This window comes from Phragmitibacter flavus (assembly GCF_005780165.1).
In the GTDB taxonomy this organism is placed as follows: domain Bacteria; phylum Verrucomicrobiota; class Verrucomicrobiia; order Verrucomicrobiales; family Verrucomicrobiaceae; genus Phragmitibacter; species Phragmitibacter flavus.
Genome location: NZ_VAUV01000004.1, coordinates 263774 through 278320 on the forward strand (window position 1 = coordinate 263774; position 14547 = coordinate 278320).

Consider the following 14547-nt stretch of genomic DNA (forward strand, 5'->3'; position numbering starts at 1 on the left):
CGACTAAATTACCACGGGTTCGACCACCGTGGTCTGCCCTTGGGGAGCGCGTAGTTTCAAGGCCAGCACCAGCGTCACCAGCATCAGTGCCGCCGCCACCCAAAACGGCGTGCGGCCGTAGTGGTCAAGTCCGCGATCCATGCCCAACAGCCAGCCGCCCATCCAGGCACCAATCGCCCGGCCAAGACTGGCAAACGATTGCAGCAGTCCCAATGCCCGACCCTGCCAGGCCGCATCCACACTTCGTGAAGCCAGTCCGTTGAGAGTCGGCTGAACCAAACTGTTGCCGGCCGCCACCAGGCAGCACACGATCACAAGTGAAGTTACACTGCCAACCAACGGCAGGAGCACAAAACCGATCAACAGGAAAAGCATCCCTGACCTTGCCAGAGGCACTTCTCCATACTTCGGGAGCAATCGACGGATCAAACCGCCCTGAATCAGCACCCCCACCACCCCGATGGTCGCCAGGATGTAGCCAATGTGAGTCTGGTCTAGGTCGAAGCGTTTTTCACCAAACAAGGCAAACGTCATCGTCATGATCGCAAACGCCGCCAGCGACAGAAAATATCCGACCGCCACCGTGAAAAAAAGCGGGGCATCACTGTGTTTGGGAAGTGCACTCAGCGGCAGTTGCGGACCATGCTGTTTGCGGCGTTCCGCCGTGTGGGTCTCCGGCAGCGACGTGGCCACCAACAGCGCATTGATCAAACACAACACCCCAACAAAAATGAAGGGTGCTTGTGCGGAGATCTGTTCGGAGAGGATGCCCCCCAACGCAGGCCCGATAATAAACCCAAGTCCAAACGCCGCCCCGATCAACCCCATCGCCTTCGACCGCTCTTCCGGGGTGGTGATGTCCGCGATGTAAGCCTGGGCAGCCGCCACATTGCCGCCAGATGCACCGTCAATGATCCGGGCCACAAAAAGCATCGCGAGCGTGTTGGCAGATCCCATCAAAAAATAGCCCGCCGCAGACCCCAGCACGCTGAACAACAACACCGGTCGACGCCCATAGCGGTCGGAAAGTTTCCCCCACAGTGGAGCCGTGAAAAACACCAGCAAAGAGAACACCCCTATAAGAAGGCCGTTCTGGGTCTCGGTGGCATTGAACTTCTCTGCATAAAGCGGCAGCACCGGTATGCAAACCCCAAAGCCAATGGTGCTCAGCAGAATGGTGAGGAAGATGACGAAGAATTGAGATTTGCGGGATGCTTGCACGAGATCGATACACTGAGCGGGGAAGCCTCATTGCGCAAGTTCTGCATCATCTTGAAACATCGCCATCGTCAACTCCAAGATGAACCTTTGCGAATCGTTTCCAATGCTTATGCATCAGATTCACTAATGCAAATACCACAAGCTCAACTACTTAAAGACGGCTTAGGATAAAAAATACGCAATTCTACTTATAGATTTTTTAAAAAAATGATGAAGGGTGGCTTCATGAGCACCGTGCAACACACGCACCCATCGATTGCCGGACTCCCCGACAGCCTCGTGGTCCAGGATATCATCCGTGCGTCAGGACTAAAACTGGTCATCCTGCCTCCCAGCGTTCAGGCGCTCAAAAAGAACGCTGGAGTGTGGGTGCATGAAAGCTCCTTGATGGAAATCCGCCGCTTCCGCGGTTCGATGTGCCTGTCCAATGGTCTTGTGCCACCTGAGGCGGTTGATGCCACGGGGTGCCATTTTCTCGCCTGCGATTCCGTCAACCATCACCTCATGATGGTGCAATCCAACGGGCGTCTCGCCGCCTGTCTGCGGGTGCGAATGCATCCTGTCGGCACCACAGCCTCAGGACTGCGCATGTTCGAGTCCATCCGCCGCTTTCCACCTTCCTCCCACGGCAGCAGTGTCATCAACGACCTGATTTTGCAGGCGCGGCAGCAGCAATTGGGCGTGGCAGAATTAGGTGGCTGGGTCATGTCCCCAGAACGCCGTGATTGCAAGGGTGCCGCACTTCTTCCCATCATTGCTTGGGCCTTGGTTCAGCAACTTGGAGGCGCGTTGATGCTGGAGCACGCCGATGCCTCCGGCGAAACTCCCGCCATACTGCGGGGTTTGGGCCAGCCGCTGTCCTACCTTGGCCAGCGCATCGCCCCCGTCCCAAATACTCACTACGGCCGCCCGATGGAAGTGCTTGGCGCCTTCTCCAACCAGCCGCCCGATCCTCTTCAGCGCATCCTGGACAGCCTGACTGAACTCATAAGCTCAGCCACTTGAGCTTTTAGCGATTCATTAATTGCCGTCGTGCGAGAGGGGTAACGGAGAGGTTCGACTACCTCAAGGCAGTTCCTTGAGCTGAATGTGACGATACTCCATCTGACCGCGATCCCCTTCAAGGCCGATGGGTCCGGTGGCGGGAAGTGCCAGCGCAGCTTCAAGAACCTCACCGTTGCATTCGCAATGCGCGACATTGTCTTTCACCGTCACCGTGATCTGATTCCATTCCTGCGGTTGGTAGTTTTTCAGCTCAGTATACGGTCCGGCAACAAGGTAATCACGGCATTGCAGCTGCGGTTTACGAACAAAGACCCCGCTGTCCGCATTGGGCGAGGCGCGGAACTCGAGCTTCAAAATGAAATCCTTCGGAAACTCGGCCACCGTGTAAATCTGAGCGATAAGACGTTCCGCCCCCTTCGGAAAGTTCACGGTGAGGATGCCGTCCTTGGCGCTGTAACGGCCATCATCGGATGAGGCAGTCTTGCCTTCAAAATTGGCGATGATCTCTCCGGCTTGAGTCGCCTTCTTGTCCGTCTTGGCGCGGAAACACCAGCCGCTGAGATCCTTGCCGTTGAACAGGGAAACAAATCCCGGTTCAGGTTTCCATTCCTCCGCGTTGGAACTGGCGGTGCTGATGATGCTGACGATGGACAGAACGGTGAGAGCAAGGAAACGATGCATGCTTGGAAGTGGCTGGATGTTTTAGACCGATTGAGATTGAGCCGGGTATAACGTGATCGAACTGGCAAACCTCACACCGATTTACGATCAGCCGATCGCGCATTTGCTCGCAACGGAGCAGTCAATGCTTTGCCCTCAGCACTCCCGTTTTAAAAAATTCCATTGACCGCGCCTCCAAAACAGTGAAGATGAATTCACATTCATAAACATGAACACCGCTTCCGCTTCTCCACCCCGACGTCTGCGCGAACGCCAGCGTAAACTTGAGAATTTGTTGGATGCCGCTGGTGAGGTTTTTGCGAAGAAGGGATTTCACAACACCTCCATGGAAGACATCGCTGCGGCTGCGGAGTATGCGACGGGAACGCTCTATCGGTATTTCCCCAGCAAAGAAGCTTTGTATGTGGGACTGCTGGAAAGCCGATATGCTGCGGTTATTGCCGAGGTCAAATCGCGCGTCGCCCAAACGGACAATCCTCTCGACGGACTGCGGGCCGTGATCTCCGCCCAAGTGGATTCCATGCGCCGCGACCTGTCCATTCTGCAAATTTTCTTCGGTGAACGGATGGAGGCGGGCAGCAAGTCGGACAGGTGGGCTCACATCGAATCGTTGCATCAAGAGTTCCACGAATGGCTGGCGGAAGGATTTGCCAGGGGACAACTGGCAGGCGTATTCTTACCCGGTGATCCCAAGCTCTACGTCATGGCCATCCAGGGCATGCTTTCAGCGCTGTTGCGTGATTGGGTCAAAAGTTCGGGACCGACGGCGGACATCGAGCAACAAAAGAATTTCCTCATTGAGTTTTCTCTTCGTGCCATCTGCGTCAATCCAACCCAAACTTCATGAACTTCATCCAACCCACGCTGCTCAGCGCGCTGGCCATCCCGACCACTTTGTTGTTGATGACCTCCTGCGGAGAAAAACCTTCCCAAGCCCCTCCGGCTCGACCTCCCCAGGCAGTCATTGTTGCCACCGTTGAACAAAAAACGGTGCCGATCTACGTGGAAAACGTCGCGCAAACCGAAGCAAACGCCACCGTTGAGATCCGCGCACGCGTTCAGGGTTTTCTCATGGACGCCCCGTTTAAGGAGGGCGGTTACGTCAAAAAAGGCGACCTGCTGTTCCAGATTGATCCGAAGCCGTATCAGGCCGCCGTTGACCAGGCTCAGGCGAATGTCACCAAAGCCGATGCCACCCTTGGCCGCGCCAATGCGGACGTGGACCGCATCAAACCGCTGGTCGAGCAACGTGCCATCTCCCAGCAGGAACTGGACAACGCCATCGCCACGGCCAAGGTTGCCGAGGCGGATCTCCTCGCTGCCAGGGCCGGACTGACGACCGCCCAACTTGAACTGGGCTACACCACCATGCGCGCGCCGTTTGATGGATTGATCGGAGCCCGACAAGTTGATGTGGGAAATTTCGTTGGCAACACGGCGGACACCACCCTGCTCGCCACCATTTCCACCACCGATCCCATGCGCGCCACCTTCCACGTGGCCGAAGCGAACTATCTGCGCTACCAACGCCGGTTCATGGGTGATGAAGCGGCGGCGGAGGAACACAGTGCGGCCATGGCTTTCGATCTGATCCTCAGCGACGGCAGCACCTACGCCCACAAGGGCAAATTTGACTTTGCCGAACGCGCCCTGGATGCGCGAGCCGGGACCTTGAAACTGGTGGTTACCTTCCCCAATCCGGAACTGCTGCTGCGACCCGGACAATTTGCAAGAGTTCGCGCCATGCCCGAAGAACGGCCCGACGCAATCCTCGTTCCGCAGCGCGCCGTGATCACCACCCAAAGTGCGCAGTCCGTCATGGTCGTTGGCGAAGGCAACAAGGTGGAGGTCCGCCCCATCAAAACTTCCACCCGGTTTCAAGATCAGTGGATCGTCACCACCGGCCTCAAGGCAGGCGAGAAAGTGATCATTGAAGGTCTGCAAAAAGCCGCCCCCGGCATCGTGGTGAACCCCATGGACCCTCCGCCCGATGAAGCCCCGGCAGCCGAACCGGCCAAGCCATCCGCCACCCCAGCAGCGGAAGAAGCGCCATCCGCCAAGTAACCCACCCAGCCGGAGACCTTCCCTTCCCATGGCCCAATTTTTTATCCAACGCCGCGTTTTTGCGATGGTGCTTTCCATCCTGATCGTGCTGGTCGGATGGCTCGGACTCAACTCCCTGCCCATCGCCCGCTACCCCAACATGACCCCGCCAACCATCCAGGTCACGGCGGTCTACCCGGGTGCCAGCTCCCAAGTGGTCGAGGAAACCGTCACGACTCCGCTCGAACTCGAAATCAGCGGGGCTGAAGACATGCTCTACATGTCCAGCGGCAGCACCAGTGATGGCCAAAGCTCCATCAAAGTCACTTTCAAGGTCGGCAAAAACATTGATGACGCCGCGGTCGATGTGCAGAACCGCGTCGCCCGTGCCCAGGCGAAACTGCCGACCGATGTGGTCCGCAATGGCATCACCGTGACCAAACAATCGCCGGACATGCTGCTGGTGTTTGCCCTGAGTTCACCGGACGGGACCTATGACGATTTGTTCCTCAACAACTACGCGTTCCTCAACCTGCAATCTGAACTCGCCCGCGTTCCCGGTGTCGGCGCAGTGAACATCTTCACCCAAAAAGATTATTCCATGCGGGTCTGGTTGCAGCCGGACAAACTCGCCAAGCTCGGCCTTACTGCCAGCGACGTCTCCAATGCCCTCGCCGAACAAAACGTGCAGGCAGCCGCCGGTCAGATCGGGGCACCACCGGCCGAAAGCGGCGTGGAGTTTCAATTTTCCGTCAACGTCAAAGGCCGCCTCGTTCAGCCCGAGGAATTTGGAGAAATCGTCATCACCACCCTTGCCGATGGCACCGTGGTCAGATTACGTGACGTCGCCCGCACCGAGCTCGGTGGCAAGGACTACGCCAGCTTCGGTCGTATCAATGGGTCGCCCGCCGCACTGATCGGCATATTCCAGCTGCCCACCGCGAATGCGCTTTCCACCGCCCAGGCGGCCCAGGAAAAGATGGATGAACTCTCCAAGGCCTTTCCTGTCGGCATGGAGGCCAAGGTGAGCTTCGACACCACCCGCGTCGTCACCGCCTCCATGGAACAGGTCATGCACACCCTGGTCGAGGCATTTATTCTTGTGCTTGTCGTGGTCTTTGTGTTCCTCGGCAACTGGCGCGCCACCTTCATCCCCATGCTGGCGGTGCCCGTGTCTTTGATCGGCACGTTCGCGGTGTTTGGTCCGCTCGGATTCACCATCAACACGCTGACCCTCTTTGCTCTTGTGCTGGCGATTGGCATTGTGGTGGATGACGCCATCGTTGTTGTCGAAGCCGTGGAGCATCATATTGAAAACGGGCTCAGTCCGCTCGATGCCACCAAGCAGGCCATGCATGAAGTCTCTGGACCCGTCATCGCCATCGCGCTGGTGTTGTGCTCGGTCTTCATCCCCGTCTCGTTCATGGGAGGGATCACCGGCCAGCTCTACCAGCAGTTTGCCATCACGCTGTCCGTGTCCGTCATCATCTCCGCCATCGTCGCGCTTTCGCTCACCCCCGCGTTGTGCGTTATGCTGCTGCGCCCGCGCAAGCCCTCCAAAGGACCCGTGGCCCGTGCGCTTGGTGCCTTCAACCGCTTTTTCAACCGCATCACCAACGGTTATGTCAACGCCTGCAAATGGTTGATCCGCTACGCCGTCATCGCGCTCGTGTTGCTCCTTGGCATCTACACCGGCATCATCGGATTGCTCAACCGGCTCCCCACCTCCTTCCTGCCGGACGAAGATCTCGGATACCTGTTTGTCATCACCACCCTGCCCGATGGAGCCTCACAGGAACGGACCGACAAGGTGTTGCGCAAAGTCGAAGGGCTGCTTCAGGAAACCCCGGGTGTCAGTGACGTGATCACCATTGGCGGACTCAACCTCCTCAGTGGCGCGCGCAGTTCCAGCGCCGGTGTTTGCATCGTCTCCCTCAAGGACTGGAAGGAACGCACCGATCCCGATTCCCAGGTGGCGAACATTGTGCCAGCCATCTTTGCCAAGGTCAGCCAGATCCCCGAGGCGATGATCATCCCCACTGCCCCGCCGCCGATTCAAGGGCTCGGCAATGCCGGTGGCGTGCAGTTTGAATTGCAGGACCGCAGCGGCGGAACGCCCGAAGAGTTGCAGGCCGTCACCAATCAGTTCATCGGTGCCGCCAACCAGCATCCCGATCTGGCCCGTGTCTTCACCTTTTTCAGCACCAAGGTTCCCCAAACCTTCGTGGATCTGGATCGCGACAAAATCAAAACGCTCGGCATCCCGCTCGACAGCGTCTTCGGTGCCCTGCAGACTTATCTTGGCGGACTCTATGTCAACGACCTCACCCTGTTTGGTCGCAGCTTCCAGGTCAAAGTTCAGGCGGAGCCCGAGTATCGCATGCAGCCCGAAGACATTTATAACATCTACACCCGCAGTGCCGATGGCACCATGGTTCCGTTCAGCACCTTTGCGAAGGTCGAAACCACCACCGGGGCCGACCTGCTCCCGCACTACAACACTTATCGCACGGCAGAGATCTCCGCCACCGGCGCGCCCGGCATCAGCTCCGGTCAGGTCATTGCAGCGATGGAAGACCTCGCCAAAGATCACGTGCCCGCTGGTTATGCCTATGAATGGACCGGCACCGCGCTTCAGGAAAAGGAAGCCGGAGGCCAGCAATCGGTGATTCTCGGCCTTGCCCTGCTGTTCGTTTTCCTGGTGCTCGCCGCCCAGTATGAGAGCTGGACCGTCCCGTTCGCCGTGTTGTTTGGACTTCCCATCGGCGTCTTCGGAGCGTTCTTTGGTGCCTGGATGCGCGGCCTCACCAACGATGTCTACGTGCAGATTGGACTCGTCATGTTGATCGGTCTGGCCGCCAAAAACGCCATCCTCATCGTCGAATTCGCCAAGACCCGTCGCGAGAGCGGCATGGGCATCCAGGAGGCTGCATTGGAAGGTGCTCGACTTCGACTGAGGCCCATCATCATGACTTCGCTCGCCTTCATCCTCGGGGTGCTGCCGCTGGTCATCTCCACCGGTGCGGGTTCCGCCAGTCGGCAGAGCTTGGGAACCGCCGTGTTTTTCGGCATGAGCGCGGCCACCCTCATCGGCGTGTTTTTTATCCCCTGGTTGTATGCGGTCGTTCAAGGCATCTCCGAAAAAATCACCGGTCCCCCCGAATTCAAGAAACCACCGGCGGTCGGTGAAAACGCCTCGCCAGCCGCGCATTCTTGATCCATCAATTCCCCCAATATCGGCTTCACTTCGACGTTGCACCTGCTTCGATTGTTTCAACACCCACTCGCCCCATCAAATGAAATGAAATGTCCCGCCTGCGCTGCAGACGAACTGCAAGAACTCAGCCCCACCTGCCCCAGCTGTGGTTTTCATCTCGCATCGTTGGATCGAATGATGGGCATCCCGCCCAAGTTGCGGTCCGGCATCACGGATCTGGTGGGCTTCCTCAGCAAACGACAGGTCGCCAAACTCACCAGCCATCTTCACGAACTCACTTTGCAGTTCCCCCAATGCCGGTTTGCCGCCGTGCTGGTGGAAGCTCCGGCCAAGGTGCCCTTTCCGGTTTATGTGTTCTGGTTGTTCAATAAAGGAGGCATTGCTGCACCGATGGAAAAAGGGGGCGATTGCCGCGTCGTGCTGCTGGTGATCGACACCAACACCGCCAGCTGCGCCTGCATGGTCGGTTACGGACTGGAGCCCTTCTTCACCGGCGAACGTCTGCAGCGCATCACCGACTCAGCACTGCCCTACCTGCTATGCCGCGAATTCTCCGACGCTTTTCATGCCTCTCTTGATGTCGTTCAGCAACAGCTGCATGAAATGTCACAGGACATTCCACGCCTGTATGGAATCCGCGAACAGGGCCAGGGTCAGATCCAGGATCAAGCCGGTGAGTCTTTCGCCTACTGATCAATAGTCGCGCGCCAGCAGGTAATCCACCAGGTCACGCAGACGCTTCCCATACGGCCCAAAAACCTCCAGTGCCGCATGTGCCTGTGCCGTCAGCCGCTGCGCTTCCGCACGCGAAGCCTCAATGCCCATCAACGCCGGGTAAGTGCTTTTCTGCGACGCCACATCCTTTCCGGCACTCTTGCCCAGCTTTTCGCTCGGTTGGGTGACATCAAGAATGTCATCAATGATCTGAAACGCCAGACCCGTCGCCGCGCCGAACTCACGCAAACCCTGCAACTGCTCCTTCGTCGCATCCGCCGCCATGCCGCCCAAAACCACCGAAGCCGTCAGCAACGCCGCCGTTTTGCTTTCGTGGATGTAACGCAAGTCTTCCAACGCCAGCTCTTTCCCTTCGCCCTCCACATCAGCCACCTGTCCACCCACCAGATGCAAACTCCCCGAAGCGCGCGCCAGTTCCGTCACCATGTCACCATGGGAATGATGCACCCCCTGCTGGGTCTTCGCCAACAATTCAAATGACAGCGCCTGAAGCGCATCTCCCGCCAGCAGCGCCACCGCTTCCCCATAAACCTTGTGACAGGTCGGCCGACCACGACGCAAATCATCGTCATCCATGCACGGCAGATCATCATGAATCAGCGTGTAAGTATGCAAACATTCCACCGCGCAGGCCGCGAATGAAGCCGCCTCTTTCGTGCCCCCACAAGCCTCTGCCGCCGCCATGCACAACACCGGACGCAAACGTTTTCCGCCGGCCAGCACGCTGTGCCGCATGGCCTGATGCAGCGAGGCCGGACGGGTCTCCGCTGCAGGCAGCCACTGGTCCAGCAGCACATCAATGAATTGCGCACGTTCCGAAAGATAAGTTTTGAAATCAGCCATGAAAAATGAGGGCAAGGAAGGAGGGAAGCAACCGCTTCGAATTTAGTTCCTTGCACCTTGAACCCCAGACTTGGCAAGCGCAATGTTCGCACGATCCATGACGCCCGATCCCCTCAGCCAACGCCGCATCGCCACCGCTCTCGCCGGACAACCCATTGGGCATGACGTGCAGGTCTTTGATGAGCTCGCTTCCACCAGCGACCATGTCAAGGACCTCGGCCTTGCCGGTTTTCCCCACGGTCTCGTCGTTTTTGCCGAGCAACAAACACAAGGCCGCGGTCGACGTGACAACCGCTGGCAATCCGAACCCTACGAGGACCTGATGCTTTCGATTCTCCTGCGACCTACCATCCCCCTCGAATTCTGGCCCCGTCTCACCGGAATCGCCGCCCTCGCGCTGTGCCGGACCATCGAATCCACCACCCCTCTGAAGCCCCTCATCAAATGGCCCAACGACGTCTTTGTCGACGGCAAAAAAGTGGCGGGCATTCTCGCCGAGACTTTCACCTCCAATCAAGGCCCCTTCATGGTTCTGGGCATCGGACTGAACATCAACCGCTCCTCATTTCCCGAAGAACTGACTCCCATCGCCACCTCTCTCCGACTCAGCCTCGGTCCATCGCAACCGCAACCCCGCGAACGCATCGCCATCACCCTCTTGAAGCAACTCAATCAGCTCACCCCCTTCTGGCAGGACTCCCACGAGGTGATCATCCAGGGCATTCGCGAGCGGAGCCTGCTCATCGGTCGTGCCATCCGCGCCAAACTCGATGACCACGAGATCTCCGGTCAAGCCATCGCCCTCAACGACGAAGGCCACCTCATCGTCGCCCCCGCCAGCGGCCCGACTTTCACCCTCACCAGCGCCGAACAAGTGCGTTGGAGCTAGAGCTGGCCGCAAGAGCCGCAACGCATCACATCGTTGCCCCCTCGAACCAAGCGCCCGCTCAGCAACCCCAGCACTACCACCCATTCCCCGCCCAGCATCCAATTCAACAAAAGCATCACCTTCCAACCCTTCCCAAGACGTCCCTGCTCTACATATTGGATCAAACCTCCGACCTCCGACCTCCGACCTCCGACCTCCGACCTCCGACCTCCGACCTCCGACCTCCGACCTCCGACCTCCGACCTCCGACCTCCGACTTCCGCCTTCCTGCTAAGAACAAAGAACCAAAACCCAAGAACTCTTCCCTGCAAAACAAAGCAAACCGTCACAGAAATATTCCTTGACCCCAGGCCGTTTTCTAGATTCAATTCAGGGTTAATCCTAATTGCCCCCTTCTCCAATATGCAATCGCGAGCTTCCAACCACCAAGCCCTGGGCACATCGGGTGTCAGAAAATCCATATTTGGAGCTCCAAGCTGCGGGAAATTTCGAAAAAACCTCGTTCTCGCGGCCACCTTTGCGGGACTGGGGATGGCTGCCTTCTCTCAGACGCAAGAAGTGGCCACTGATCCGGTAGGATTTGTCAAGCTCACTGTCCCTGGTCAATCAGATGCAGTGCTAGCCGTTCCTTTTTACCGAGCTTCGGTTCACAAAGGAATGATTCAGTCGATCAATGGCTCTGAAATAGTTTTGTCTGGATCAACCGGTTGGGCAGTCAATCAACTTGTATTCTCAGCTGGAGTCCAAAACAATTCGTATGCTGTTCTGATTTCAAGCGGTGTTAAGGAGGGAATGATTGCGAAAATCACAGCGAATAGCACAAACTCAATTACGGTGCAGCCGAAAGTCGGAGATGATTTATCTCAGATTCTCACAATTGCTGCGAATGGCCCTCAATCGGGCGATCTGGTCGATATCGTTCCTTTCTGGACCCCTACTTCTCTGATCACAGGGGTCCCAAATGTAGGAACTCAAATCTTAATTAAACCCACTGACAGTCCGGGCATTAACTTGTCGTCTCAAACGACTTTGGTATACAACGGAACTTCCTGGATCCAAAGTGCCTCAAATGCCAATCATTATCCTCTTGAGTTCGGCCAGTCATTCGTCCTCAGGAATAATGCAACGTCGCCGCTAGTTTTGGCGATGTCGGGAGGTGTTCCAATGAATAAATTTAGAACTCTCATCCGCACTTTTACGGCAGCCAACCGACAGGATGTTTGGTTCGGATACAGTAGTCCAATTCCGGAGGCAGTCGGAAACTTGGGTCTTGGGTTTTCTCCCGGTGACCAACTCGTTGTGTATGACAATGCGACCGTTGGAAAAAACAAGTCTGCGTCACAAACATTGGTATACAATGGAACCGCGTGGCTTCTGGGAGGCTCCAACGTCAATACCACATTTTTCCTGCAACCAGGTAACGGTTATGTGTTCCGTAAAAACAATGCTGCCCTTACCAACCAAATTATAACATGGGAGAGTCTTCCTTCCTATCTTGATTAAATTTCCCTCTGCCTCAAATATGAAATTTTTCGTTTTCTTTGCAGTTTTAGTGTGCGCCCAGGGTTTATTTAACGTTCCAAAGTTAAACGCGGCGGCTACATTGCAGATGAGCCTGCCCTTTGTAAATGGTGTCGCTTCAAATTTTGCGAATAGTGCAGGTGTGGCCACAAACGGAATGCTTTATGGGGTATTGGTTAGCACCAATGGTTCTACATTTCAACCTGGCGCCTATGATGAAATGTCTCCAGCTACACTGTTGAACGGGGGCTTTATGACTATCGGTGGGATCGTCACCGATATTTATTTTCATCCTGGTGGAAATCCCGCTCAGCCTGGGTCAGGGCTTACGTATGATGGCACAGGACTCCTCGAAGGGGATCTTGTAACAACTGGGTCGCTCGGGACTATAGAAAACGTTTCTCTTGTTCCGATTAACCCTGATCAGCCTACGAGCCCTATCAGTGCTCTAGACAAATTCGCTTTGATTTGGTTCTCAACAAATACGGCCTCTGCCGGTGACTACTATGGGCTTTTCAGTCACGCCAGTTTCGTGATGCCTGCACTCGGGGATGTGGATTTTAGCAGTGCGTTTCTCGGCACTGACGTAATTCGTTCAGCCAATCAGCAGTTCCAAGCGATTCCTGAACCGAGTAGGATGCTTTTGATTGGCATGGGAATCGGGGGTTTTTTACTGCGTCGTCGCAGACACAATGAATAAACACTTGATCGTCTGCCTACGGTCGCGGTGGTCATTTCGCTAGAGGTCTGGGTTCTTGTCTCGCTGGGTTAGTCTACACGCGTTGAAGCATAGTGAAATGACTCGCCGTCACCCACTCAGGCCAGTTTTGATTTGAGGTAGGATACCCGACTGAGGACACCCTCAACCTTTCATTCACTCAGCCGAGAAAAGTTTGGAGGCGAACATGTTGTGCGCGGTTTGAGTCTTTTTTGCAATGTCGCTGTGGCGTTTTGCTGAACTGCTTTCAAAGCCTGGTTTCAACCCAACTGCTCCAACGCCTCCTGCACCACTTCGGCGGTGCGGTCCAGGTCGTCTTGAGTGTGGGCGAGACTGATGAAACCGGTTTCGAATTGGGAGGGGGCGAAGTAGACGCCGTGGTTGAGGCAGTAATGGAAGAAGCTGCGGAAGGCGTTTAGGTCGCTGGTCTTGGCGTCGGTGAGATTTTTGACGGGGGTTTCGGTGAAGAACAGGCAAAACATGCTGCCGGCGCGATACCACTGATAGTTTCGACCGGTTTTTTTAAGGGTCTCCAATACGGCGGTTTCCATGGTTTGACCGAGTTCTTCGAGACGCTGCCAGCCCTGATTTTTCTCCATTTCGCGAAGCTGGGCGAGTCCGGCGGCCATGGCGAGAGGGTTGCCCGAGAGGGTGCCGGCTTGGTAGACGGGGCCGTCGGGAGCAAGCATGTCCATGATGTCGGCACGTCCGCCGAAAGCTCCGACGGGAAGGCCGCCGCCGATGACTTTGCCGAGGGCAGTGAGGTCGGGGGTGATGTTTTCTTTTTCCTGAACCCCCCCTTTGCCGATGCGAAAGCCGGTCATGACTTCATCAAAAATGAGCAGGGCACCGTGTTTCTGGGTGATGTCGCGCAGCTTTTGCAGATAACCAGGCTGGGGAAGGATGAGTCCAGCATTGGCGGGATAACTTTCGACAATGATGGCGGCAATCTCATCACCCAGAGTGGCGAAGCAGTTTTCGAGGGCTTCGACGTCGTTGTAGGGAAGAACGGTGGTGAGGGCGGCGTAGCTGGCGGGGATGCCGGCGCTGTCGGGCTGGCCATGGGTGAGGGCTCCACTGCCGGCGGCGACCAGGAGGGCGTCGACATGACCATGGTAACAGCCGTCGAACTTGACGATGCGGTCGCGTTTGGTGAAACCACGGGCGAGCCGCACGCAGCTCATGGTGGCTTCGGTGCCGCTGTTGCACATGCGCACCTTTTCAATGCTGGGCACCCATTCGACGATGAGTTTGGCCATGTCGACTTCGAGCGGATTGGGAATTCCGAAGCTGACGCCGTTTTTGGCGGCATTCTGCACCGCGTTGACGACGGCCTGGGGGGCATGTCCGAGGATGGCGGGTCCCCAGGTGCCGACGTAGTCGATGTAGTCCTTGCCGTCGACATCCCAAACGCGGCAGCCTTTGGCGCGCTGGGCAAAAAAGGGTTCGCCGCCCACGTTGCGGAACGCTCGCACGGGGGAATTGACGCCGCCGGGGATGTATTGTTTGGCGGTGGCGAAGAGTTTGGAAGACAACGAGGACTCGGACATGGCGGGGTCAACATGGGCAGTTTTGAGGCTGGCGTCGATTGATTTTCGGGGGTTGGGACGAAAGAAAAGCGCACCGTGGCTTGTTATCCTCTTCCCGCCGGTTCGCGCTTGTAGTAGCCTTTTC

Annotated in this window: 12 protein-coding genes; 8 read left to right on the forward strand and 4 right to left on the reverse strand. The window is 56.7% G+C overall.

The annotated features are described in order from the left end of the window. Positions 1–3 precede the first annotated feature (3 nt). Positions 4–1221, reverse strand: coding sequence for an MFS transporter (locus FEM03_RS06260; protein ID WP_166442669.1), 1218 nt, complete (start codon positions 1219–1221; stop codon positions 4–6). A 225-nt stretch (positions 1222–1446) separates the two neighbouring features. Here FEM03_RS06260 and FEM03_RS06265 point away from each other — a divergent pair, with 225 nt between their 5' ends. Then, entirely contained in the window at positions 1447–2226 is a 780-nt protein-coding gene (locus tag FEM03_RS06265) for a hypothetical protein (RefSeq protein WP_138085335.1), read from the forward strand. Between the two features lie 60 nt (positions 2227–2286). Here FEM03_RS06265 and FEM03_RS06270 read toward each other — a convergent pair whose 3' ends face one another. Then, the gene (locus tag FEM03_RS06270) at positions 2287–2907 is read right to left on the reverse strand and encodes a 3-keto-disaccharide hydrolase (RefSeq protein WP_138085336.1); all 621 of its coding nucleotides are present in this window, start codon (positions 2905–2907) and stop codon (positions 2287–2289) included. A 208-nt stretch (positions 2908–3115) separates the two neighbouring features. Here FEM03_RS06270 and FEM03_RS06275 point away from each other — a divergent pair, with 208 nt between their 5' ends. The 4 genes from FEM03_RS06275 to FEM03_RS06290 all read left to right on the forward strand — a co-directional run bounded on the left by FEM03_RS06275 (position 3116) and on the right by FEM03_RS06290 (position 8860). Continuing rightward, the gene (locus FEM03_RS06275; RefSeq protein ID WP_138085337.1) at positions 3116–3754 is read left to right on the forward strand and encodes a TetR/AcrR family transcriptional regulator; all 639 of its coding nucleotides are present in this window, start codon (positions 3116–3118) and stop codon (positions 3752–3754) included. Continuing rightward, a complete protein-coding gene (locus FEM03_RS06280) occupies positions 3751–4971 on the forward strand; it encodes an efflux RND transporter periplasmic adaptor subunit (protein ID WP_138085338.1) in 1221 nt (406 codons plus the stop codon). The genes FEM03_RS06275 and FEM03_RS06280 overlap by 4 nt, the downstream gene beginning before the upstream one ends. A gap of 28 nt (positions 4972–4999) precedes the next feature. Continuing rightward, positions 5000–8167: an efflux RND transporter permease subunit gene (locus FEM03_RS06285; RefSeq protein ID WP_138085339.1), complete on the forward strand. Its 3168-nt coding sequence runs from the start codon at positions 5000–5002 to the stop codon at positions 8165–8167. Positions 8168–8251: 84 nt separating this feature from the next. Further along, the gene (locus tag FEM03_RS06290) at positions 8252–8860 is read left to right on the forward strand and encodes a TPM domain-containing protein (protein WP_138085340.1); all 609 of its coding nucleotides are present in this window, start codon (positions 8252–8254) and stop codon (positions 8858–8860) included. On the opposite strand, the gene FEM03_RS06295 is transcribed toward FEM03_RS06290, so the two are convergent. Further along, complete coding sequence (locus FEM03_RS06295; RefSeq protein WP_138085341.1) at positions 8861–9745, reverse strand: polyprenyl synthetase family protein; 885 nt, start codon at positions 9743–9745, stop codon at positions 8861–8863. 97 nt (positions 9746–9842) lie between these two features. Here FEM03_RS06295 and FEM03_RS06300 point away from each other — a divergent pair, with 97 nt between their 5' ends. The 3 genes from FEM03_RS06300 to FEM03_RS06315 all read left to right on the forward strand — a co-directional run bounded on the left by FEM03_RS06300 (position 9843) and on the right by FEM03_RS06315 (position 12855). After that, a complete protein-coding gene (locus FEM03_RS06300) occupies positions 9843–10634 on the forward strand; it encodes a biotin--[acetyl-CoA-carboxylase] ligase (RefSeq protein ID WP_166442670.1) in 792 nt (263 codons plus the stop codon). 531 nt (positions 10635–11165) lie between these two features. Continuing rightward, entirely contained in the window at positions 11166–12137 is a 972-nt protein-coding gene (locus FEM03_RS06310; RefSeq protein ID WP_166442671.1) for a TIGR02597 family protein, read from the forward strand. After that, positions 12130–12855, forward strand: coding sequence for a PEP-CTERM sorting domain-containing protein (locus FEM03_RS06315; RefSeq protein WP_166442672.1), 726 nt, complete (start codon positions 12130–12132; stop codon positions 12853–12855). Before FEM03_RS06310 ends, FEM03_RS06315 begins: the two co-directional genes overlap by 8 nt. Before the next feature lie 278 nt (positions 12856–13133). Here the strand turns inward: FEM03_RS06315 and hemL are convergent, their stop codons facing one another. Further along, complete coding sequence (gene hemL, locus FEM03_RS06320; RefSeq protein WP_138085345.1) at positions 13134–14423, reverse strand: glutamate-1-semialdehyde 2,1-aminomutase; 1290 nt, start codon at positions 14421–14423, stop codon at positions 13134–13136. Positions 14424–14547: the final 124 nt, after the last annotated feature.

Bases quoted from the DNA above. Each gene is read 5' to 3' on its own strand.
- FEM03_RS06280 (WP_138085338.1), top strand. From the start codon at position 3,751: ATGAACTTCATCCAACCCACGCTGCTCAGCGCGCTGGCCATCCCGACC.
- FEM03_RS06270 (WP_138085336.1), bottom strand. From the start codon at position 2,907: ATGCATCGTTTCCTTGCTCTCACCGTTCTGTCCATCGTCAGCATCATC.
- FEM03_RS06310 (WP_166442671.1), top strand. From the start codon at position 11,166: ATGGCTGCCTTCTCTCAGACGCAAGAAGTGGCCACTGATCCGGTAGGA.
- FEM03_RS06300 (WP_166442670.1), top strand. From the start codon at position 9,843: ATGACGCCCGATCCCCTCAGCCAACGCCGCATCGCCACCGCTCTCGCC.
- FEM03_RS06265 (WP_138085335.1), top strand. From the start codon at position 1,447: ATGAGCACCGTGCAACACACGCACCCATCGATTGCCGGACTCCCCGAC.
- hemL (WP_138085345.1), bottom strand. From the start codon at position 14,423: ATGTCCGAGTCCTCGTTGTCTTCCAAACTCTTCGCCACCGCCAAACAA.
- FEM03_RS06290 (WP_138085340.1), top strand. From the start codon at position 8,252: ATGAAATGTCCCGCCTGCGCTGCAGACGAACTGCAAGAACTCAGCCCC.
- FEM03_RS06275 (WP_138085337.1), top strand. From the start codon at position 3,116: ATGAACACCGCTTCCGCTTCTCCACCCCGACGTCTGCGCGAACGCCAG.
- FEM03_RS06285 (WP_138085339.1), top strand. From the start codon at position 5,000: ATGGCCCAATTTTTTATCCAACGCCGCGTTTTTGCGATGGTGCTTTCC.
- FEM03_RS06295 (WP_138085341.1), bottom strand. From the start codon at position 9,745: ATGGCTGATTTCAAAACTTATCTTTCGGAACGTGCGCAATTCATTGAT.